19 protein-coding genes are annotated in these 19,416 nt (G+C 43.2%); 14 read left to right on the top strand and 5 right to left on the bottom strand.

Annotated elements, in window-relative coordinates:
• The first annotated feature begins 5 nt into the window (after positions 1–5).
• Complete coding sequence (locus ABDW02_RS14710) at positions 6–860, top strand: class I SAM-dependent methyltransferase (protein WP_343635735.1); 855 nt, start codon at positions 6–8, stop codon at positions 858–860.
• 59 nt (positions 861–919) lie between these two features.
• Here ABDW02_RS14710 and ABDW02_RS14705 read toward each other — a convergent pair whose 3' ends face one another.
• The 4 genes from ABDW02_RS14705 to ABDW02_RS14690 are packed head-to-tail and all read right to left on the bottom strand — an operon-like array spanning position 920 to position 3,311.
• On the bottom strand, positions 920–1,591 hold the full coding sequence (locus tag ABDW02_RS14705; protein WP_343635734.1) for a response regulator transcription factor: 672 nt from the start codon (positions 1,589–1,591) through the stop codon (positions 920–922).
• The gene (locus tag ABDW02_RS14700; RefSeq protein WP_343635732.1) at positions 1,567–2,361 is read right to left on the bottom strand and encodes an ATP-binding protein; all 795 of its coding nucleotides are present in this window, start codon (positions 2,359–2,361) and stop codon (positions 1,567–1,569) included. The genes ABDW02_RS14705 and ABDW02_RS14700 overlap by 25 nt, the downstream gene beginning before the upstream one ends.
• Positions 2,334–2,981, bottom strand: a complete 648-nt coding sequence (locus tag ABDW02_RS14695; protein WP_343635730.1) for a hypothetical protein — start codon at positions 2,979–2,981, stop codon at positions 2,334–2,336. Before ABDW02_RS14695 ends, ABDW02_RS14700 begins: the two co-directional genes overlap by 28 nt.
• A gap of 3 nt (positions 2,982–2,984) precedes the next feature.
• A complete protein-coding gene (locus ABDW02_RS14690; protein ID WP_343635728.1) occupies positions 2,985–3,311 on the bottom strand; it encodes a hypothetical protein in 327 nt (108 codons plus the stop codon).
• A gap of 229 nt (positions 3,312–3,540) precedes the next feature.
• Here ABDW02_RS14690 and ABDW02_RS14685 point away from each other — a divergent pair, with 229 nt between their 5' ends.
• Positions 3,541–3,747, top strand: a complete 207-nt coding sequence (locus ABDW02_RS14685) for a DUF3606 domain-containing protein (protein WP_343635726.1) — start codon at positions 3,541–3,543, stop codon at positions 3,745–3,747.
• Positions 3,748–3,824: 77 nt separating this feature from the next.
• Here ABDW02_RS14685 and ABDW02_RS14680 read toward each other — a convergent pair whose 3' ends face one another.
• On the bottom strand, positions 3,825–5,762 hold the full coding sequence (locus ABDW02_RS14680) for a YgiQ family radical SAM protein (protein ID WP_343635724.1): 1,938 nt from the start codon (positions 5,760–5,762) through the stop codon (positions 3,825–3,827).
• Between the two features lie 197 nt (positions 5,763–5,959).
• Here ABDW02_RS14680 and ABDW02_RS14675 point away from each other — a divergent pair, with 197 nt between their 5' ends.
• From ABDW02_RS14675 to accB, 12 genes are all read left to right on the top strand, one after another.
• Positions 5,960–6,712 carry an SDR family oxidoreductase gene (locus tag ABDW02_RS14675; protein ID WP_343635722.1) on the top strand — a complete coding sequence of 251 codons (753 nt, stop codon included), beginning with the start codon at positions 5,960–5,962 and terminating at the stop codon, positions 6,710–6,712.
• Between the two features lie 120 nt (positions 6,713–6,832).
• Positions 6,833–7,786, top strand: a complete 954-nt coding sequence (locus tag ABDW02_RS14670; protein ID WP_343635720.1) for a hypothetical protein — start codon at positions 6,833–6,835, stop codon at positions 7,784–7,786.
• A 77-nt stretch (positions 7,787–7,863) separates the two neighbouring features.
• On the top strand, positions 7,864–11,733 hold the full coding sequence (locus ABDW02_RS14665) for a hypothetical protein (protein ID WP_343635718.1): 3,870 nt from the start codon (positions 7,864–7,866) through the stop codon (positions 11,731–11,733).
• Between the two features lie 161 nt (positions 11,734–11,894).
• Positions 11,895–12,353 carry a MarR family transcriptional regulator gene (locus tag ABDW02_RS14660; protein WP_343635716.1) on the top strand — a complete coding sequence of 153 codons (459 nt, stop codon included), beginning with the start codon at positions 11,895–11,897 and terminating at the stop codon, positions 12,351–12,353.
• A 68-nt stretch (positions 12,354–12,421) separates the two neighbouring features.
• Positions 12,422–13,288, top strand: coding sequence for a DUF4349 domain-containing protein (locus ABDW02_RS14655; RefSeq protein ID WP_343635714.1), 867 nt, complete (start codon positions 12,422–12,424; stop codon positions 13,286–13,288).
• A gap of 165 nt (positions 13,289–13,453) precedes the next feature.
• Positions 13,454–14,851 (top strand): leucyl aminopeptidase family protein, encoded by a 1,398-nt coding sequence (locus ABDW02_RS14650; protein ID WP_343635712.1) that lies wholly within the window; start codon positions 13,454–13,456, stop codon positions 14,849–14,851.
• A gap of 1 nt (position 14,852) precedes the next feature.
• Entirely contained in the window at positions 14,853–15,965 is a 1,113-nt protein-coding gene (pdxA, locus tag ABDW02_RS14645) for a 4-hydroxythreonine-4-phosphate dehydrogenase PdxA (RefSeq protein ID WP_343635710.1), read from the top strand.
• Positions 15,966–16,090: 125 nt separating this feature from the next.
• Positions 16,091–16,675, top strand: a complete 585-nt coding sequence (locus ABDW02_RS14640) for a DUF177 domain-containing protein (RefSeq protein WP_343635708.1) — start codon at positions 16,091–16,093, stop codon at positions 16,673–16,675.
• A 21-nt stretch (positions 16,676–16,696) separates the two neighbouring features.
• Positions 16,697–16,888: a 50S ribosomal protein L32 gene (gene rpmF, locus ABDW02_RS14635; RefSeq protein ID WP_144332201.1), complete on the top strand. Its 192-nt coding sequence runs from the start codon at positions 16,697–16,699 to the stop codon at positions 16,886–16,888.
• Positions 16,889–16,921: 33 nt separating this feature from the next.
• Positions 16,922–17,863 (top strand): phosphate acyltransferase PlsX, encoded by a 942-nt coding sequence (plsX, locus tag ABDW02_RS14630; protein ID WP_343635703.1) that lies wholly within the window; start codon positions 16,922–16,924, stop codon positions 17,861–17,863.
• 1 nt (position 17,864) lies between these two features.
• Positions 17,865–18,854, top strand: a complete 990-nt coding sequence (locus ABDW02_RS14625; protein ID WP_343635701.1) for a beta-ketoacyl-ACP synthase III — start codon at positions 17,865–17,867, stop codon at positions 18,852–18,854.
• Between the two features lie 35 nt (positions 18,855–18,889).
• Positions 18,890–19,381 (top strand): acetyl-CoA carboxylase biotin carboxyl carrier protein, encoded by a 492-nt coding sequence (gene accB / locus ABDW02_RS14620; protein ID WP_343635699.1) that lies wholly within the window; start codon positions 18,890–18,892, stop codon positions 19,379–19,381.
• Positions 19,382–19,416 lie beyond the last annotated feature (35 nt).

Genomic DNA, 19,416 nt, shown 5'->3' with positions numbered 1-19,416 from the left:
CACGCATGAAATCTTTTGCTGATTTTCCGGAAAACTACGAGCTCATCGATGCGGGTGGCGGAAGGAAATTAGAACGCTGGGGAACTATTACTACCATTCGCCCGGAACACCAGGCTTATTTTGGAGCCGTTCTTTCACGAAAAGAATGGAACAACCTGGCAGACTGGGAATTCATTCCAAAATCGGAAGGCTCTTTACAGGGAACCTGGAAGAAACTCAATGAAAAAGCTCCTGAACAGTGGCTGTTTGCTACTTCCGGGCTCACCTTTCATCTGCGGATTACCAACAACAAGCACGTGGGGCTTTTCCCCGAGCAGCAATTCAACTGGACTTTTCTTTCCGAACAGCTGGATGCTTCCAAACGCTTTTTGAATGCTTTTGCCTATACCGGGGCGGCTTCTGTATTCGGGAGAAGAACAGGCGCTGAAGTCGTTCATTGCGACAGTGTTAAAGCCATGCTGGATTGGGGTTATCAAAACCAAATCGAATCAAATCTCAACGGGATCAAATGGGTACACGAAGATGCGCTGAAGTTTATCCGCCGGGAGGTAAAACGGGGCAACAAATACGATATCGTTCAACTCGATCCGCCGGCCTGGGGATTGGGCGCTAAGGGCGAAAAATGGAAACTGGAAGAATTATTGGGACCACTGATCGGTGAAGCCATCCAGTTATTGTATGAATCCGGTACTTTGATCTTAAATACCTACTCCCCTAAAGTTGACATTCCGTTTATTCAAAAGCTCACGAAAGAATTAAGCATTCCCGGAAAACAGGTCAGTAATTCCGAATTGTGGTTCAAGACAACCAGCGGCAAGGAGCTTTATTACGGGATAGTAACCAGAATTATCAATTATTAATGGATCAATTATCAAGAGCTCTTAAGAATTAGCAACTCTTGATAATTCATAATTGATAATTACTTTGGTTTCACCATTCCATTCTGAATTGCATACATTACCAAACCTACTACGTTTCTTGCTCCTACTTTATTCATCATCATGGTACGCGCGCTTTCGATGGTCCGGCGGCTTTTAAATAATTTATCAGCGATTTCCTGCGTGGTCATTTCACTACAGATCAATTCCAGGATTACCAATTCGTTTTCATTGAAAATCCCTGAACTTGTTTCAAACATGGGCTGAATTTTTCCGGAGTGAACCATTTTGGCAATAAACATTTTGGATGTACGATCGTTCAGATAATAACCGGTTTCTACCGCCGACCGGATCGCCATTTGGATTTCTTCTGCATCATCGTCTTTGGATAAGTAGCCGTTCGCCCCGTTTTCAATGGCCAGCTCCACAAATTCCACATCGTCATACATGGACAGCAGCAATACTTTTATTTCCGGAAATTTTTCCCGGATTTCCTTCGTGGCTTCGATTCCGTTTTTCACCGGCATCCGGAAGTCGATCAATGCCAGGTCGATCGGCGTTGTGTGCAAGGCATCTATGAGCAACTGGCCGTTCTCAACCGCCAACACCACTTCGAATCCTTCAATATCATTCAATAATTTCGCCAGGCCATTTCTGAAAATAGACTGATCTTCCGCAATTGCAATTCTTATTGTTCTTCCTTCGCCTCCCATGTTAAAGTTACTTTAGTTCCAGGCTCCATTAATTGGTAGGTAATTTCCGCACCAATCTGCTGTCCCCTGCTTTCAATATTTTTTAATCCTAAACTTTGTGATTTGAGTTTATCTTCCTTGGTTGGAATAAACCCTTTTCCGTTATCGATAAGCGTCATGCGGATACCTTCCTCGTTTTGTTCGAGTGTAATTTCAATAACCGTTGCTTCCGCGTATTTCAAAATGTTGTTGATGAGTTCCTGCAAAATACGGTAAACCGCCAGGCTCACTTCTCTTGTCTGAGCAGGATGTTTCGGATCATTTACTGCAATCACTGAAAAATGAATTCCCGTAATTTGCTGGGTCAGTGTATTGACCAAACTTTTTACCGCCGGTATCAATCCCAGTTCTTCCAAAATGGTCGGCAATAACCGGTTGGACAAACTCCGGACTTTGTTGATGGTAATTTGCACACCTTCATTGAGCAACCTGCGTTCATCATCATCAATCGGCAAGGAAGCAAATGAAAGTTTCAGTGCCGTAAGCGAAGACCCGATATCGTCGTGCAACTCAATGGCAATCCGTCGCTGTTCTATTTCCTTGGCATCCAGCGTAGCCTGCACCATTTCATTCTTATAATTCAATTCCAGCTGGATCATTTCCTGCTTTTTGCGGCGCATTTTCTGTTGGTACAAAACTGCAAACACGATGATACTCAAAGCCATGATAAACATTGCCAGAGTACCAATGATGAGAAAAAGCCCTAAGTTAGACGATACCTGCTGAGCCATAATGCGTATGAATATAAAACATTATAAAATAGTATCAGTCCTGAATTTACAATATGTAAAATCGATCGAACCTCTGAGCCGACATATCCCCGAATCACGTAATCATACAACACATTATACAATAAGATTGACGAATAAGACAAAAGCATTACTCCTCCTACCACGAAATAGACATCTTTAAAAGGATTAAACACTTTCTCCAGTTGGAACATCTCGACAAAATAACTAATAATGACAAATGCTATACAAGCGAAAGTAATGGAGGTTTGCACAGATGCATATTTACTCCAATCATCAAAAATATTTGTTAAGGTTGTAAGCACTAGCGCTGTTATTAACACAATTAAAAGAAGAATTTTACTTCTCTGTTTTGAAAACTGGTTAAAGAAGAAAAGTATCGGAAACACTAGTTCACCGTACATATAAATGCGATATAACCACAGATTGTTAATACCTTTAGAAGCTAAAATAGAACTTATTAATTCTACACCAAACGTAAATAAAAGATATGCCCATAATACTCCTCCGGCAAAAGAAAGGCGCCTTTGAATCAAAAGCGCCATTCCAATTCCAATAGGAAAAATGTAAGATGAAATAACAAAGTATTCCCAACTTCCCATCATTTACCTGTTTAACTTAGGGTCAATATTTAAAGGATTAGCAGTACTGCATCTGTCTGGACAAGGAGTCAATTGTTGAAAAATCAAACTCAATAAATCATTCTGATTTCCATCCGCCCCAACAACAACAAGGGTTGGACTTCCATCAGCATTTTTAGCAAAATACATGCGCAATCCTTTGCAATCACTTTGCGCCAGAAGCGCTTCTATGTGATTTCTTCCCATGAAAACACCTTTTACAGCATTTGGATTGTCAGCGCGGTATCTAAGTGTGTACTCACCGCCTTCTTGTAAAGTAATTTGTGATCCTTCATTTCCATCAAATGACATAATAATATAGTTTAAGTTATACCAGCCAATATTATATGGAATAAATTGAACTTCCAAACCGCTAAAACACGGAAATCAACCATATCCCTGATTTTAATGGCATTAAAATTTTCACAAACCGAAAAAAATGTGGTTTTCCGCAATGCATTTTCCGTAAAAATACGGTTGTTTGGTTCGAATCCGGCACATACATTTGCTTCAACAAAAAGAAATTAATTCATTGTTTGAGATGTTACACGAACTAATAAACAAACCGAGAGTAGACATTCACAGTAAAGTGAATATTACCTATTGGAGTGGTGAATTGAAGTGTTCTGAAGAAGAGTTGCTTTATTGTATATCGAAGGTCGGTTCTTCGATAGCTGCTATCGAAAGTTACTTACACATGAACAAATCATTGCTGCAGGTTTGGTCTTCGCGCAACATGGCAGGCTAATGACAAAAATATTATAGCAACAGGTCGTAAAGAAATTACCACTTCCACTTTCACTGAGTTTATACGCGGCCTGTTGCTTACTTTTTCTTCCTGCGCTCACTCAACCAATTAGGTACATTAGCGCCGGATTTCGAAGAATTGCCGCTATTTCTTTTACCACTATTCATAGTTTGGCTGGGTTGATCTCCCAATAACTGGGAGATTAGCTCCGGTCTTTTAGCCTTTGTCAAACGATCCTTGATCCAATCCCGGTTTTCCCGCTTGTACCAGAAGAAAAAGCGATTCTGATTTTTCTTTTCATCAGCACCTTTTGCCGTATAAATAGGTTTCAGCGTATACGGATGAACTCCTGTGTAATAAATCACTTCTGAAACGGTCATCGGTGTCGGTGTGAAATCCTGTACCTGTTCCAGCTGGAAGCCCATGTCTTTTGTTTCTGCTGCCAGGTTTGCCATATCCGCTTCCTCACAACCCGGGTGGGAAGAAATGAAGTAAGGAATCAACGGCTGGTTCAGTTGGTTCTTTTGCGAAATACGGTCGTACTTCTCTTTGAATTTGTGGAAATACTTGAACGACGGCTTGCGCATGACTCTCAAAGTGGCATCGGAAGTGTGTTCCGGAGCAACTTTTAACCGGCCGCTTACGTGCCGTGTAATCAACTGCTCGATGTACTCATCGTGATTACCGTCCTCGTTATTTTTATTGAAATCATCTACCAGCAAATCGTAGCGGATTCCTGAGCCCACAAAGGCTTTTTTAATCTTCGGATGTGCGTCGATCTTGCGATACAAATCGGTCATTGCCTTGTGAGAAGTATCCAGGTTGTTGCAAATCACCGGGTGAATACAACTCGGACTTGAGCAACGTTCGCAGATTGCCTCCACCTTTCCTTTCATGCGGTACATGTTTGCGGAAGGACCACCGATATCCGACAAATAGCCTTTAAATTCCGGGTGTTTTACCACCTCATCGATTTCGTTCAGAATGCTTTTTTCAGAGCGGGAAGCAATGAATTTCCCCTGGTGGGCGGAAATCGTACAAAAACTGCAACCTCCGAAACAACCCCGGTGCATATTGATCGAAAACTTGATCATTTCGTAAGCAGGAATTGCTCCGCGCTTCTTGTATTTCGGATGCGGCAAACGCGTATACGGCATGTCGAATGACTGGTCCATTTCCTTTTCGGTCATGGTTCGGTACGGCGGATTGATCACCAAAGTCTGTGAACCGATTTGCTGTGTAATGCGATTCGCCTTCAGTTTATTGGATTCCACCTCAACAATCTTGAAATTGGCTGCATAGGCCAGTTTATCTTTCTTGCAAACTTCATGGCTCGCCAGTTCAACCGTTTCCCATTGCTTGTTTTTCGGTAATTCTTTGGAGGAATCCTGGATAAATGCCACCTGGTTGATCGTAGTCAATGAACTGAACGGAACTCCTTTTTTCAACAAACGGAGTAAATCACGCAAAGGCTGTTCACCCATTCCATAGACCAGCAAATCCGCCCCGGAATCCACCAAAATGGATGGCATCAGTTCGTTCTTCCAGTAATCGTAATGCGTGACTCTTCTCAGTGACGCTTCAATGCCACCGATCAGCACCGGAACATCCGGATACAGTTCTTTCAGGATTTTGGTGTAAACCGTCGTGGCGTAATCCGGGCGAAAACCGGAAACACCTCCCGGAGTGTACGCATCCGTGGAGCGCAAACGTTTTCCGGCCGTATAGTGATTCACCATCGAATCCATACAACCTGCCGTTACACCGAAGAAATATTTGGGTTTACCCAGTTTCTTGAAATCACGTAAATCGTCTCTCCAGTTTGGCTGCGCTATCACACCGATCTTAAAGCCTTCACTTTCGATAATCCGTCCGATAACTGCCGTACCGAAAGCCGGGTGATCTACATACGCATCACCGGAAATCAGGACAACATCGAGCTCGTCCCAACCTCTTTTTTCAACTTCTTTCTTAGTAAGTGGCAACCAGTCTGTTATCGGTCTTTCAATATCCATGCTGCAAAGTTACGGAAAAAGAATCTTCCGTTCGTGAAAGCTTTTGTCGCTCTTAACGATTGTTTTCAAAAAGAAAACCGGCAATCAGAAATTTACCCGGGTAATAATTTGTTAAACTTCTGTAAAGTTTGTTCAATTTAATTGCAATCCAGGTTCGCACAAATTAAATTTATGGGAAACATTTAAACCTTTAAATTATGTCTTTATTAGAAGGAAAAGTCGCTTTCGTTTCAGGAGGTGGCTCAGGAATCGGGCGGGCAATCGCAGAAACCTACGCAAAAGAAGGAGCCAAAGTAGCAATTGCTGATATCAATGAAGCTCATGGTATGGAAACCGTTAAAGCAATTACTGATTCCGGAGGCGAAGCATTCTTTATGGCCGGTGATTCCAGCAAAGCGGAAGACAACAAGCGGTTCGTGGATGAAACCGTAGCTAAGTACGGAAGATTGGACATTGCCTGCAACAATGCCGGAATCGGTGGCCCGGCACTTCCAACCGGTGAATACCCGATTGAGGGCTGGGACAAAGTAATTGCACTGAACTTAAGCGGTGTTTTTTACGCATGCCGTTATCAGCTGGAACAAATGGAGAAAAACGGTGGCGGAAATATCGTTAACATTGCGTCCATTCATGGAACAGTTGCAGCACCAAACAGTCCGGCTTATACCGCTTCCAAGCACGGAGTTGTCGGATTGACCAAAAACATCGCGGCAGAATATGGTCAGAAAAATATCCGCTGTAACGCTGTCGGGCCAGGTTACATTGAAACGCCTTTATTGACGGCAAACCTGGATAAAGATGCCCTGACATACATTTCATCCAAAGCAAGCATGAACCGTTTGGGAACACCCCAGGAAGTTGCCGACCTGGTTACTTTCCTAAGTTCCGACAAGTCCTCATTCACTACCGGAAGCTACTTTATCGCTGACGGAGGTTATACGGCAGTATAATCCGGCTGAAAATAAGGAGGTTTCATCCCGCAAATAACACGTGACATCTCCTTATTTCTTTTCTTTCAGGAATTTTACGGGAACGTTTTCATTATTGAAAAAAAGATTACTTTTAATTGGATGAAGCGAACCCTTGTTTACCTGTTGATTTTATCCGGATTTTTACTTTCCAGCTGTGCACAAAAGAAGAAAGTTGAGGTCCGGAAATCCGAAATTGTTGCCGATCTGATTCACCCGCTTTATTTCCAGGAAGAAGTGTCTTCCCTGATCAATTTTCCGTTTTGGTTCAATGACAGCATCATTGCCCGACAAAAAATCCGGCAATTAACCGTTACCTCATTCAAAGGAGTCATTTCCGACACGAGTATTTACAACCCGGAATCCGAAGATGAAACCTTCCCGAAACGAACACTCATATACACATTCAATCAATCGGGGAGATTGGTTCAGCTTCAAATCACTGATTTCTCCGAGGGAATTGTGATTTCAAACCAATCCTTTCAAATCGGCAAGCCGGGCCAGCTGAATTACTGCGAAGCGATCCAAAAAGACAACCTCTACGGGGTTGAGAACAATACGTTCACGTATGATGCAGCACGGATTTCTGCCAATTATGCTTCGTTTGTGGCATCCAACGACATGGACCTGATCCATTTCGTACTGAACAAAAAATACTTCGGGCCGCTTTCGGTGGATTCCATTGCAAGCCCGCTTCCAAATGACTGGGTTATTCTGGGATCACCCGATAAACCGATGAAGCGCTATAAAGTGAGAAATAAAGTCAAGGAAACCTCTATTTCCAATTACGAATATTTTCAATCGAACTTTCCGAAACTGATTACGAACGAAGATTATCCGTTCTTCAAAAAGCGTTATTTCAACTACCAAAAAGGGCATTTTAACGGCTACATCGATTCGACCTTTATCGACGAAACATTTGTAACTTCCGTAAGATCGTTCATTTATTATGACAGCAAACGGTTGCCCACAAAGATTATTCATAAAAAAGAACATGCGGAAGGCGTAAACAATTACCAGACACATGAATTGTTCACTTATTCTTATTATCCGTAATATTTACGTTAATTTCGCATCAAATTAAATTCCTCAATTCCATGATCAACAATGCCTTAGAAAGAAAATTCATTCCGATGATCCTTCTTTCTCTTACTTCTCTTTTTGCACATGCTCAAACAGATAAGGTTACTATTGAAGGTAAAAGCTATTACGTTTATCCTCATCAGCAGGTAGTTCAGGGAATGCAGGATTATTACCTGAATTTTGCCGACAAAAAAGAAGTCATTCAAAGGGACGATCGCAACGAAAAAATAGTTTCCGTGCATGAAGAAGTTATTTCACCGCTGGAAAAACAAGCGGCGATTAAATTTCCCCGGTCTTATAAGAAGTATATCAAAGATTTCGAAGAAGTTTTGGAGAAATACCCGTATTTCCTCGTTACCACAGATAACAACATCAGCAACGATCCTACTCCCGCCCTGGTAAATCTTCCGGATGGAGATTACGTGATGTATTACCGCGATATCCCTTACATTTCAAAACGTGTATTGCGCTTTAAGAACAATATTGTAGCAGCTTTCTTTTCGATCAAAAACAACGTGATCACCGGAAAAAGCACATGGTTCACACCCGATGGAAAAATCGTCAAAACAGGAGATTACCTGAACAGTGAAAAAACAGGCACCTGGCGCGTATTCGAGTATGTTCAGAAAATCGACGAAACTTACACCTACGATCCGAAAGAATCCATTGAAAGCCGTTTTCAGAAATTAGCATACGACACAACGAAAATCACCTATACTTTCCAGGACGGAATGAAAAACGGCCCTTACACCGTTTACCAGAACCAGGAATTGATGACTTCCGGGAATTTCCTGGCCGACCAAACTTCCGGCACCTGGGAGATCTATGAATTTAAAACCACGGTAAGCGTTGATAAAAAAGGGAAACTGATTATTACCCGTGGAAAAGACAAAATACTGATCGACCGGTATACTTTGCGAAGCGATCAAAAAAGAGGAAAATCGCCGATCATTCGCCACAGCGTTATACCGTATGAATTCATGGGTTATAACCGGGAAGATTCACTCGTATTGGTAAACAGTTCCGGTACCGCACCGGCAATGGGCGAATACGACATGGGATATGCAACGGATTTCCCGGATTTCATCAGTTTTCTGACTATTGTGGAAAAAGAAACCGACAACATCGAATTACCGGAAGAAAACCTTACAAGCTATGAAGGCGAAGAAGCGTACGAAGGCGACTATTACGATTTTGAACCCGAAATGGAAATGGATCCGGGATTCGATTACAATGAAAACGAGTACTACGAATACGTTAATAAAAAACGCTACAAGCTCAATGACCTGATCGATTCCATGGGTTATTTATACGCTTATGAGGGAGTGGTCGAGCATTATTACCAAAACGGACAATTGCAATACCGCTTTGAAGTAAAAGACGGAAAATTACTGAAGGAAGAGCCGGTTTACTGGGACAACGGCACCATTGCAAACGAAGTGGTTTTCATCGCAGATTCCAATCAATATGTGCAACGTTTCTACGACTACAACGGGGTGAAATACTTCGAAACCCGGCACGATTCGAAGGGAAACCTGTTGAGTAATCCTTCGCAGAGAAATCCGGACATGGTGACGATTGATTCTAAAAATTACGACCGCAACTACGGCAATCCGACCATGATCTATTCCGAAGACAAGGAAATTACCATGGGAACCATGCCGGAAAGAATTCTGCTGATCGAAGAACTATTCAAAGTCGATTCTTCCGTAGCCAAACAAACTTACTTCTACCCGGAAACTCGGACATTGAATGTCTTCGAGCGAAATTTGATGGGCGATACCGTTTCCACCCAGGAAGTGGTTTTCTCCGAAGATTACATGAACGTGAATGCCGTTAAAACCTGGAATTACAAAAACATGACGCTTAAAACCATTCAGAACGGAACATTGGATGAATACTGGAAATTAAGCTTGTCGGATACTATTCCGCTGGAAAAACTGGCTTTCTACTGGGAATACAAATACTCCGTTGAAAAAGACAACGAACTTTGGGTGAATGGCAAGCCGTTTACAGGAACCTTTAAACTCACCGACAATACCGGAAGTTTCAGTGTAAAAGCAACCGATAAATCCATTCAGTTGTCACTTCCGGACAGTAAAACGGATTTAAAATTGTACCAGGCAGCCGTGAAGGCACATTTGAAATCCAAAAAGAGAAACGACCTGCTTTTGGGTTACATTCCGGAATTTGCCGGTTCAGGACAAATTTCACATGCGGTAACCGCTCTTTTCACCAACCTGTATGGTGTATTCGCAGCGCTTTACGAACGCCCTCCGTATAACTTCGACGGACGTGTTTATGGAGATGAGGAACTGTACGGTGCAAGAAGTGTCCGCACCGAAGGAGAATCCGTCTTTACCAGTGCAGAAGGAAAGTACCTGAACGGGAAATCAGAAGGCATCTGGACCTACAAAGATCAATTCGGGAAAGTACGGTCAACCATCGGATACAAAGATGGCGAAGCGCACGGAGACAGTTTTGATTATGGAGTAGTACTTCCGAAACCAAAACCGAAAAAAACCGAAGAAGAAGCTTTATATGCTTACGAAGATCCGCTTTCCAAATACGAGGAGTATCCATTAAAAAAGACTTATTACCTGGAGTCGAAATCCACTTATAGAAACGGAGCTTTGACGGGTGCTTATGTAACCCTGGACTGGAAAGGCGACACCCTCACCTATTCAAACTTTGTGGATGGTGCCAAGGAAGGACTTGAATTCAAAAGAAACCGCCTGTTTTTCAGTCAATCTTATTACCGGAACGGTTATATCGACGGGAATGTTAAAACGTATTTCACCAACCCCGAAAAAGATTCCGTGCTGATCTTCGACCTGAGCTTCAAAAACGGAGCCTTGCAGGGAGAATCCGTTGCTTACCATTCAAACGGTAAACTGGCTAAAAAAGGATTTTTCCTGGGTGGTCAGCCGATCGATGATTACGAAGCTTACGACACGCTTGGTTTCAAATACCAATACGTGAAATTCCAATACAACCAGCCTGTTGAAGAAAAGATCTGGGAAGAAAACGAATTAAGTGTGCGCTATGAATTCGACTGGAGAGATTCCATTCCGTTCAATTTTGCGGATATCACCAACAGTTCCAGCATCGATCAGCTGATTTACCAGGCAGGTTTTTCAGACTATGGCCTTTACGAACCGTACTACGGAAGGCCAAGTCTCGTGAACAAAACCGGGATCGATTATCACATCACCAAGTACTATCCGAACGACACCGTTGCACGCACAGGAACCATTTCAAAAGGAATCAAAACCGGATGCTGGAAATACTTCAATTATTACGGGAAGAAACTGATGGAAGTGGAGTACTTCGATACCATTATTAGCGTCAACGACAGCATTAAGTTCAAGTCTAAGGGAATCCTTTATTACCTGGATGAGCACGATAACCCGTTAAGCAAAAGCTGGATCATTGAAAAATTCGAGAAATATGATTGTTCCCACACCGATCACAACGAAGAACGCATGTTGTACTGTTTCTGGGAAAAAGACACCACTCAGCACCGCAGAAACGGCTATGTAAAAAATTATTACGACAACGGTTCCATTCAGAATGAAGGCTGGGTAAAGGACGGTTTACCAACCGGAATCTGGAAATTGTATGATGTAAGCGGCAACCTGAGCCAGGTGGGCGAATATGTTATGGGAAAACGCAACGGAAGGTGGTTGAAAGGTGATTTGGGCAGCGTGAAGAACATGAGCGAAATCTGCCTGAACCCGAACCTGGAAAACCTGGACGCCATCCTGAGTTACCAGGAAAAACTACTCGACGTGAGTGTTATTACTTACCAGATCGGGAAAGAACTGAAACGCAAATATTACGGAATTAACATGAACAACGGAGAAGCTCCGGAAGGCTATTACGGGGAGGAAGACATGTACATGAATTACGGCGAATAAGCCTGTTCCGAAAGAAATCCGGCGTCGGGGGAGCTATTTAATTCTCCCCCGACGACCAATCAATAAACAAGTTATACACTTCACTAATTCCCAAGGTAACAGTTACTTTGAATAACTGTTTTGGTCGTAACTTTGAATTTACTGAAACCTAAAATCAAGTTATGATTGAAATCGAAAACAGCAATATGGCCAAATTGATCGAGCTCATTGATTCGATCAAAGACATGCGTCACATTATTCAGGCTTACTTCAAAAAACAACTCAAAAACAACGACCTTGGAATTACGGTTGAAATGCTGGAAGTTTTAATGGTGTTATCCCGGACTTCAAAAATCAATCAAAAAGAAATTGCAGACCGCGTTCGAAAAAACAAGGCCAATCTGACACCCATCATCCATAAACTTTCCCTGAAAGGTTTATTGCACCGCAAAGAAGACCCGAAAGACCGGAGAAACAACATCATTTCGCTCACTGAGAAAGGAAAAAAATTGTGCAGCGACTACAACAGGAACTTTGAGGAGTTTTATGCAAACTTTTTGAAGGATGTAGATATTGAAAATATGAACAAAACAATCCTGATGTTTAAAACAATCGGGCAGCAGGTTTCCAAACTGGATTAAATTTCTTTTCTCCCCAACCTGAACCTTATTAGTAATCGTTTGTATAATAAGTTACTAATACCTGAAAAATGAAAAGATCAATCAATCCGTACCTGTTTGCCGGCCTATTTGCTATTCCGATGCTTATTTTTTCCTGTTCGCAGAGCATGGAATCCAAAAACTCACCTGAATCGGGAAACGCCTCTTCCATTCAATCCGAAGAGCAATCTTCCGGCTTAAAATCAACCGCTTCTGCAGACGAAGTGCAACAGAAAAAAACGGAAGAATCTTCCTTAAAGAAAAAGCTGATCAAAACCGGGAACCTGATTCTAGAGTCTAAGCACATTGAAAAGAGTAAAGCCCACCTGGATTGGGCAATTAAATCCCTGGACGGTTATTACGACAATGAACAATTCAGTAAGTCGGGTTATGAATACCGCTACTCGTTAACGGTTCGTGTTCCGGCAAAAAATTTCGACCGGATGCTCCGGGCCATTCAGGGTGGCGGGGACGAAATCGTATCCAAAAACATCAAAACCGATGATGTCAGCGCGGAATATGTAGACCTGGAAGCACGGCTAAAAAGCAAAAGAGCATACCTGGCACGTTATGAAGCTTTCCTCACGAAAGCTAAAACCATGGATGAACTCCTGCAGATCCAGGAACAAATCCGGGCGTTGATCGAGGAAATTGAAAGCCAGGAAGCAAGACTCCATTTTTTGGATGACCAGGTCGGTTACAGCACACTCGACATCGAACTATACAAAACCGTTAGCCAGCCGGTTGTGACATCAGAAGAACCGGGATTTTGGGAGAAAGCCAAAAATTCCATTGCAAACGGATGGACCGGGATCGTGGTGCTTTTCCTCGGATTGCTTTCCATCTGGCCATTGCTTTTGATTTTAGTTCCTGCAGGTGTTTACGGTTACAGAAAGCTGAAAAATCAGAAGAAATAATTAAGAGCGTTTCCGGGCGACTTCGACATTTCGACTACGCCCAATGACCGAAGCTCAGTCACACCGGGAACCAAAATAATCCTTCAAAATCAATTTAATTCGCAATTCAACATCCGCAATTCGCAATTCGTATGCTATCTTTACGACTCACGTAATTTCGATCATATGAATTTCAATACATCCGCTGCGTTCGACCAGCAAGAAGGCCTCGTTGTCCTTGTTGGGAAAAAGATTGAAACGCAAACCAGGCTGCCGAAAACGGTGGCCGAAGAACTGGAAATCTTTCACAAAAATGCCGATTTGCAATTCCTGCATCTTCCTCTGAAAGGGAAACACTTTGTGTTTATCAAAGAGCAGGCAAACGATGAAAAATTGCGCATCATGGGGCACAAACTTCGTACTGCTTTGCCAAAAGAAGTCAAAAGCATTTTCATTGACGGAGGAAAAAACAACAGCCTTCTGCTGGCTGAAGGTTTCGCACTTTCGGGTTACCAGTACCTGAAATACCGGAAAGAGGCAAAAAAGGAAAAATACGCATTGGAAACCATCGATTTTTCTGCAAAAATTACTGCTTCGGCCATTGAAGAACTTTCGGCAACTCTGAAAGCCGTTTTCTGGGCGCGCGATTTGGTAAACGAACCCGTTTCCGGGTTGAATGCCACGCAATTGGCAGAAGCTATCGAAGAAAAAGGAAAAGAAGCGCAGTTTTCAGTAACGATCCTGGAAAAATCCAAGATCGAATCCCTGAAAATGGGTGGATTGCTAGCCGTAAACAAAGGATCGGTTGATCCGCCGACATTTACCATCATCGAATACAAACCCAAAAAAGCCAGCAACAAAAAGCCAATTGTTCTGGTCGGAAAAGGAGTGGTATATGACACCGGAGGTTTGAGCTTAAAACCAACTGCGGGTTCTATGGACGCCATGAAATCCGATATGGCAGGAGCCGCAATGATGGCCGGAACCATTTACGCAGCAGCCATGATGGAACTTCCTATCCACCTGATCGGGTTGATTCCTGCAACGGACAACCGTCCAGGATTAAATGCTTATACTCCGGGAGACATCATTACCATGTACGACGGAACAACCGTAGAAGTGTTAAACACCGACGCAGAAGGCCGCATGATCCTGGCAGATGCATTGGCTTATTCCGATAAGTTCAAACCGGAACTGGTGATTGACGCAGCCACCTTAACAGGAGCAGCTGCACGCGCCATCGGGACACGCGCTGCGATTATGATGGGAAATGCTGACAGAAAATACTTCACCATGCTCAACGAAGCAGGAATGGAAACCTACGAACGCATGGTCGAATTCCCGTTCTGGGACGACTATTACGACGATATGAAATCAAAAATTGCCGATTTGAACAACGTTGGGAACGGCTATGCCGGAATGATTACCGCCGGAAAATTCCTCGAGCACTTCGTAAAAGCACCGTATATCCACATGGATATCGCCGGACCGGCTTTCCTTGACAGACCTCAGGATTACAGAGGTGTTGGAGGAACGGGAACAGGAATCCGTTTAATGATTAACTTCTTAAAACGCCTTGCATAAGATGGAAAAAGAGAAAATCAAAGAAGAAGGCCGTGCAGTTCCTATTCGAGTAGGAATTTCCATCGGAGACGTTAATGGTATCGGGCCGGAAGTAGTGATCAAATCATTGGCAGACAACCGTTTGTTACTGGATTGCACACCCATTATTTACGCTTCCTCCAAAACCATTTCTTTTCATAAGAAAGCAATGAATGAACCCGAATTCAATTACCAGACCTGCAAAACCGCCAATGAAGCGGTGAATCGCAAGATCAACATTATCAACGTCTGGAACGAGGAAGTTCAGTTCGACTTGGGAAAAGGAACCGAAGCAAGCGGAAAATATGCGTTCCTTTCCCTGGAAAAAGCAACCGAAGACTTGGCCTCCGGGAAAATCGACGTATTGGTAACAGCCCCGATTTCCAAAGAAGCAATCGGGAAAGCCGGATTCCAATTCCCCGGACATACCGAATACCTGGCACATCTGGCAGGAATGGACGAAGCATTGATGATGATGGTCAGCGGTTCGCTTCGCGTAGCTTTGGTAACGACACACGTACCGTTAAAGGACGTTTCAGGCACATTAACCCGCGAAAAGATCCTGGCAAAGATCAAAGCATTGGACAACAGCCTGAAAAAAGATTTCGGCATCCAGCGTCCGAAGATTGCAGTTTTCGGGTTGAACCCACATGCCAGCGAGAATGGAAAAATGGGAAATGAAGAAGCAGAAACCATCACACCGGCAATCAACATGGCCCGGAATGAAGATATTTTTGCCTTTGGCCCATTCCCGGCAGACGGATTTTTCGGCAGCCCGAACCGCGGTCAGTACGACGCCGTTTTGGCCATGTACCACGACCAGGGATTGGCAGCCTTCAAAGCATTGGCTTTTGAAGATGGAGTGAATTATACAGCAGGATTACCGATCGTAAGAACTTCTCCGGATCACGGTACAGCCTTCGACATTGCAGGGAAAAACGAAGCAAATCCGCAATCGATGCGCAGCGCTATCTACCTGGCAATCGACATTTTCAATACCCGTAAGTTTTTGAAGGAAATTGCTGCGAATCCGTTGCAAATCCAGGAGTCGGCACATCACCGGAAAAGAGGCGACCGGCAACATGAAATTGAGTAAGAAAATAAAAAATAAACGAATTAAATCGAGAATACGTATCAATTCGTTTATTTTTTCTACCTTTGCCCTCCAATTTTTGTGTAGTGAAGAAATCTGCGAAAGAGTTCATAATCCAATTTGTAGGATTGAAAATAGGGACGCATCGCTATGAATTCAACATAGACAAAACGTTCTTTGAAGGTGTTGAAAACACCCTGATTGAGGATGCAAATGTTCTGGTAGAACTTGCATTTGAAAAAAAGGAAACAATGATGATCGCGGAATTTTCGCTTTCAGGAACTGTTACCACTCCATGTGATCGCTGCAATGATCCGATGGAAGTAAAAGTTCACGGGGACTACCGCATTGTTTACAAGTTTGGGACAGAAGTTTCCGAAGACGAGAATTTGATTATTCTTCACCCGGAATCCTATGAACTGGACCTTTCAGCACCGATCTATGAGTTATTGGTCATCTCATTGCCGACCCGAAGAATTCATCCGGAAGGAGAATGCAACGAAGAAGTGATGGATTTGTACAACAAGTATATTGTAAATGCAAATCAGCCGGATGAAGACGATGACGATTGGGATGAAGACGACGAAGATTGGGACGACGATGAGGACAGCGGTGACTGGGATGATGAAGGAGATGACGATGATGATTCGGATGATCCTGACGACGACAGACCGATAGACCCGCGCTGGTCCGCATTAAAAAATTTGAATTAACGATTGAAATAAATAAGTAAAATGGCACATCCAAAACGCAGAACGTCCACGACACGTCGCGACAAGAGAAGAACTCACGACAAGGCAATCGCGAAGAACATTGCAACTTGTCCTACAACCGGACAACCACATTTGTTCCACCATGCACACTGGCATGAAGGCAAATTGTACTACAAAGGAAGAGTAGTAGCTGAGAAAGAAGTAGCGATTTAATTTCGCGCTGTTTAGTAGTAAACATTCCTCCTGATGAAGATAGGAATAGATATTTTGGGCGGTGATTTCGCACCAGAGGCCAATATAGCCGGTGCTGTACTTGCTAGAAAAGAACTTCCTCAGGACGTGCGTCTCGTGTTGATTGGCGACCAGGATCAAATCTTGAGTGGCCTAAACGCGTTGAATGAAGATCCGGCCGGGTATGACATTGTACATGCCCCTGACGTCATTACGATGCACGACCACCCTACCCGGGCAATTCCAACCAAGCCGCATAGCAGTATCGCGGTTGGTTTCGACCTGCTCGCCAAGAAGGAAATCGACATCTTTGCCAGTACAGGAAATACGGGAGCAATGCTGGTTGGTGCAATCTATAAGATCAACACCATTGCCGGTATTATTCGCCCGTGTATTACCTCCGTGCTGCCAACCGTTGACGGCAAAAACTCCATTTTACTGGATGTTGGTGCCAACGCAGACTGCAAACCTGATGTTCTTTACCAATTTGCCGTTTTGGGAAGTCTTTATGCCAAATGTGTTTATGGCGTGGATAATCCGAGAATCGGGCTTTTGAATATTGGTGAAGAAGAAACCAAAGGGAATTTATTGACGATAGCAGCCCACAAACTGATGGCTGAATCGGATGAAATCAATTTCATTGGAAACATCGAGGGTCGTGATCTGTTTACAGGTGTGGCAGACGTTGTTGTTTGTGATGGGTTCACCGGGAACATTGCTTTGAAGCAAGCCGAAGGAATCTACACACTCATGCGTAAACGGGGCTTGCGTGACGAATACTTCGACCGTTTCAATTATGAGAATTACGGTGGAACACCGATCCTCGGTGTGAAAGGTAATGTCATAATCGGTCATGGAATTTCCAACGATAAGGCCGTAAGAAGTATGCTACTGCACTCCTATGAGGTAGCAAAATCGGATCTTACAAAAAACATTAACGAAGCTTTTAATCAATAAAATGAGTAAAATCACCGCAGCAATAACAGGCATTTGTGGGTATCTTCCGGAGGAAGTGGTAACAAATGACGACTTAGCTAAAATTGTTGATACTTCTGATGAATGGATTACAACAAGGACCGGGATTAAAGAGCGACGCATTCTTCGCGAAGGCGCTTGTTCGGATATTGCCGCAGCAGCTGTAAAAGGATTACTGGAAAAGACAAATACCGACCCGCTGGACATCGAGCTGGTGATTTTGGCAACTGTTACTCCAGATTACCCTTTCCCTTCAACTGCAAATGTTGTTTGTGATAAACTGGGATTGAAAAATGCATGGGGCTACGATTTGATTGCAGCTTGTTCAGGTTTCATCTATGGTTTGCAAACAGGTGCAGGTTTTATCGAATCCGGAAAACACAAAAAAGTAATCGTAATCGGTGTGGATAAAATGAGCGCCATTTTGGATTATGAAGATCGTACGACTTGCGTCATCTTCGGTGACGGAGGAGGCGCTGTTTTGCTGGAACCGAACACGGAAGGATTAGGAATCCAGGATGCGATCCTTAAATCCGACGGAGCGGGAAGACAATATTTGTACCAGCCTGCAGGTGGGTCTGTCATGCCTCCATCCCACGAAACAGTTGATAAGCGTTTGCACTTTGTGAAGCAGGAAGGAAAACAGGTTTTCAAATTTGCAGTAACAAACATGGCGGAAGTTTCGGCTGAGATCATGCAACGCAATAACCTGACGGCTGAAGATGTAGACTGGTTGGTGCCTCACCAGGCAAACCTCCGTATCATCGACGCAACTGCCGACAGAATGGGGGTTCCGAAAGAAAAAGTAATGATCAACATTCAACGTTACGGAAACACAACTGCAGGTACATTGCCATTGTGTTTGTGGGATTGGGAAAAGCAATTGAAAAAAGGCGACAATTTAATCCTCTCCGCTTTCGGAGGTGGATTTACATGGGGTGCCGTGTATGTAAAATGGGCTTATAATTCTTAATATAATCGAAAAAACAACTATTAAATTATACTGATATGAATCTGAACGAAATCCAAGACTTAATTAAGTTTGTAGCAAAATCAGGTGTTACGGAAGTAGAAATTGAGCAAAAAGACTTTAAAATCACGATCAAATCAGAGACTAAAAAAGCGGAGTCTCAAATCATCGTGCAAGCAGCAGCTCCGGTTGTTCCTCAAATTGCGGCTGCTCCTGCAGTTGCAGCTGCTCCGGTTGCAGCGCCTGCGGCAACGCCACAAGCAGCTCCGGCAGCAACAGAAGATTCAAAATACATTACTGTTAAATCTCCGATGATCGGTACATTCTACCGTTCTTCCGGACCGGATAAAGAACCTTTCGTAAGCGTTGGACAATCCGTGAACAAAGGAGAAACAGTTTGTATCATTGAAGCAATGAAATTATTCAATGAAATCGAAGCTGAATTCACTGGTAAAATCGTTAAGGTATTAGTTGACGATGCTACACCGGTAGAATACGATCAACCATTATTCCTGGTAGATCCTGCTTAATCGACAAGTTGTACTACAACTTAGGTATTCATTAA

Source organism: Fluviicola sp. (assembly GCF_039596395.1).
In the GTDB taxonomy this organism is placed as follows: Bacteria; Bacteroidota; Bacteroidia; order Flavobacteriales_D; family Crocinitomicaceae; genus Fluviicola.
The sequence above is the reverse complement of the archived record's forward strand: the minus strand, read 5'-3'. Positions and strand labels throughout refer to the sequence as shown.

Excerpts from the sequence above, each read along its gene's own strand:
- ABDW02_RS14705 (WP_343635734.1), bottom strand. The coding sequence starts at position 1,591 with ATGGGAGGCGAAGGAAGAACAATAAGAATTGCAATTGCGGAAGATCAG.
- ABDW02_RS14695 (WP_343635730.1), bottom strand. The coding sequence starts at position 2,981 with ATGGGAAGTTGGGAATACTTTGTTATTTCATCTTACATTTTTCCTATT.
- ABDW02_RS14650 (WP_343635712.1), top strand. The coding sequence starts at position 13,454 with ATGAATTTCAATACATCCGCTGCGTTCGACCAGCAAGAAGGCCTCGTT.
- ABDW02_RS14710 (WP_343635735.1), top strand. The coding sequence starts at position 6 with ATGAAATCTTTTGCTGATTTTCCGGAAAACTACGAGCTCATCGATGCG.
- plsX (WP_343635703.1), top strand. The coding sequence starts at position 16,922 with ATGAAGATAGGAATAGATATTTTGGGCGGTGATTTCGCACCAGAGGCC.
- ABDW02_RS14655 (WP_343635714.1), top strand. The coding sequence starts at position 12,422 with ATGAAAAGATCAATCAATCCGTACCTGTTTGCCGGCCTATTTGCTATT.
- ABDW02_RS14690 (WP_343635728.1), bottom strand. The coding sequence starts at position 3,311 with ATGTCATTTGATGGAAATGAAGGATCACAAATTACTTTACAAGAAGGC.
- ABDW02_RS14625 (WP_343635701.1), top strand. The coding sequence starts at position 17,865 with ATGAGTAAAATCACCGCAGCAATAACAGGCATTTGTGGGTATCTTCCG.
- ABDW02_RS14675 (WP_343635722.1), top strand. The coding sequence starts at position 5,960 with ATGTCTTTATTAGAAGGAAAAGTCGCTTTCGTTTCAGGAGGTGGCTCA.
- ABDW02_RS14660 (WP_343635716.1), top strand. The coding sequence starts at position 11,895 with ATGATTGAAATCGAAAACAGCAATATGGCCAAATTGATCGAGCTCATT.
- pdxA (WP_343635710.1), top strand. The coding sequence starts at position 14,853 with ATGGAAAAAGAGAAAATCAAAGAAGAAGGCCGTGCAGTTCCTATTCGA.
- accB (WP_343635699.1), top strand. The coding sequence starts at position 18,890 with ATGAATCTGAACGAAATCCAAGACTTAATTAAGTTTGTAGCAAAATCA.
- ABDW02_RS14700 (WP_343635732.1), bottom strand. The coding sequence starts at position 2,361 with ATGGCTCAGCAGGTATCGTCTAACTTAGGGCTTTTTCTCATCATTGGT.
- ABDW02_RS14665 (WP_343635718.1), top strand. The coding sequence starts at position 7,864 with ATGATCCTTCTTTCTCTTACTTCTCTTTTTGCACATGCTCAAACAGAT.
- ABDW02_RS14670 (WP_343635720.1), top strand. The coding sequence starts at position 6,833 with ATGAAGCGAACCCTTGTTTACCTGTTGATTTTATCCGGATTTTTACTT.
- rpmF (WP_144332201.1), top strand. The coding sequence starts at position 16,697 with ATGGCACATCCAAAACGCAGAACGTCCACGACACGTCGCGACAAGAGA.
- ABDW02_RS14685 (WP_343635726.1), top strand. The coding sequence starts at position 3,541 with ATGTTACACGAACTAATAAACAAACCGAGAGTAGACATTCACAGTAAA.
- ABDW02_RS14680 (WP_343635724.1), bottom strand. The coding sequence starts at position 5,762 with ATGGATATTGAAAGACCGATAACAGACTGGTTGCCACTTACTAAGAAA.